Source organism: Pseudomonas sp. 43(2021) (assembly GCF_017490805.1).
Classification (GTDB): domain Bacteria; phylum Pseudomonadota; class Gammaproteobacteria; order Pseudomonadales; family Pseudomonadaceae; genus Aquipseudomonas.
Genome location: NZ_JAFGYJ010000290.1, coordinates 1 through 510, shown reverse-complemented (window position 1 = coordinate 510; position 510 = coordinate 1). Strand labels below are relative to the sequence as shown.

Genomic DNA, 510 nt, shown 5'->3' with positions numbered 1-510 from the left:
GCGATCGCCCTCGCCTCCTTCGCGTCGGCGGTGTGCATGAATGCACCGAGCATGATGTTTTCGCAGACACTCAAATCAGCGAATGGCTGCACGATCTGAAAGGTCCGGCCAATGCCTGCCCTGGCGAACTCGGCCGGGCTGCTCGGGGTGACCCAGTCGCCATTGAGCAAGCGCACTTTCACTAGGCCTTTGGACGGCAGAAGAAACCCGGAGAGCTGGTTGAACACCGTGGTTTTGCCGGCGCCGTTCGGGCCGATCACACCCACGATTTCGCCTTCGGCCAAGCTCAGCGAAACATCGTTGGTGGCGTGCAGTCCGCCAAAGAACTTGTGCAGGTTTTCTGCGACCAGAACCGGCTCACCGTGCGTGGCCGAGTGAGCTCGCGCCAAGGACGGCCCGATCGGTGCTTCTGCATTTGCCATCGAACGACGGCCGCCGGGCAATGAGTCGATCCAGGCAAATATCCGAGCCCCAAAACGCCCCACCACGCCTTGCGGAATAGTCAGCACC

At 61.4% G+C, this 510-nt stretch carries 1 protein-coding gene; it reads right to left on the bottom strand.

The features are described 5' to 3' along the window. The coding region (locus J5M71_RS27265; RefSeq protein WP_207838645.1) for an ATP-binding cassette domain-containing protein at positions 1–510 on the bottom strand (510 nt) is incomplete at both ends.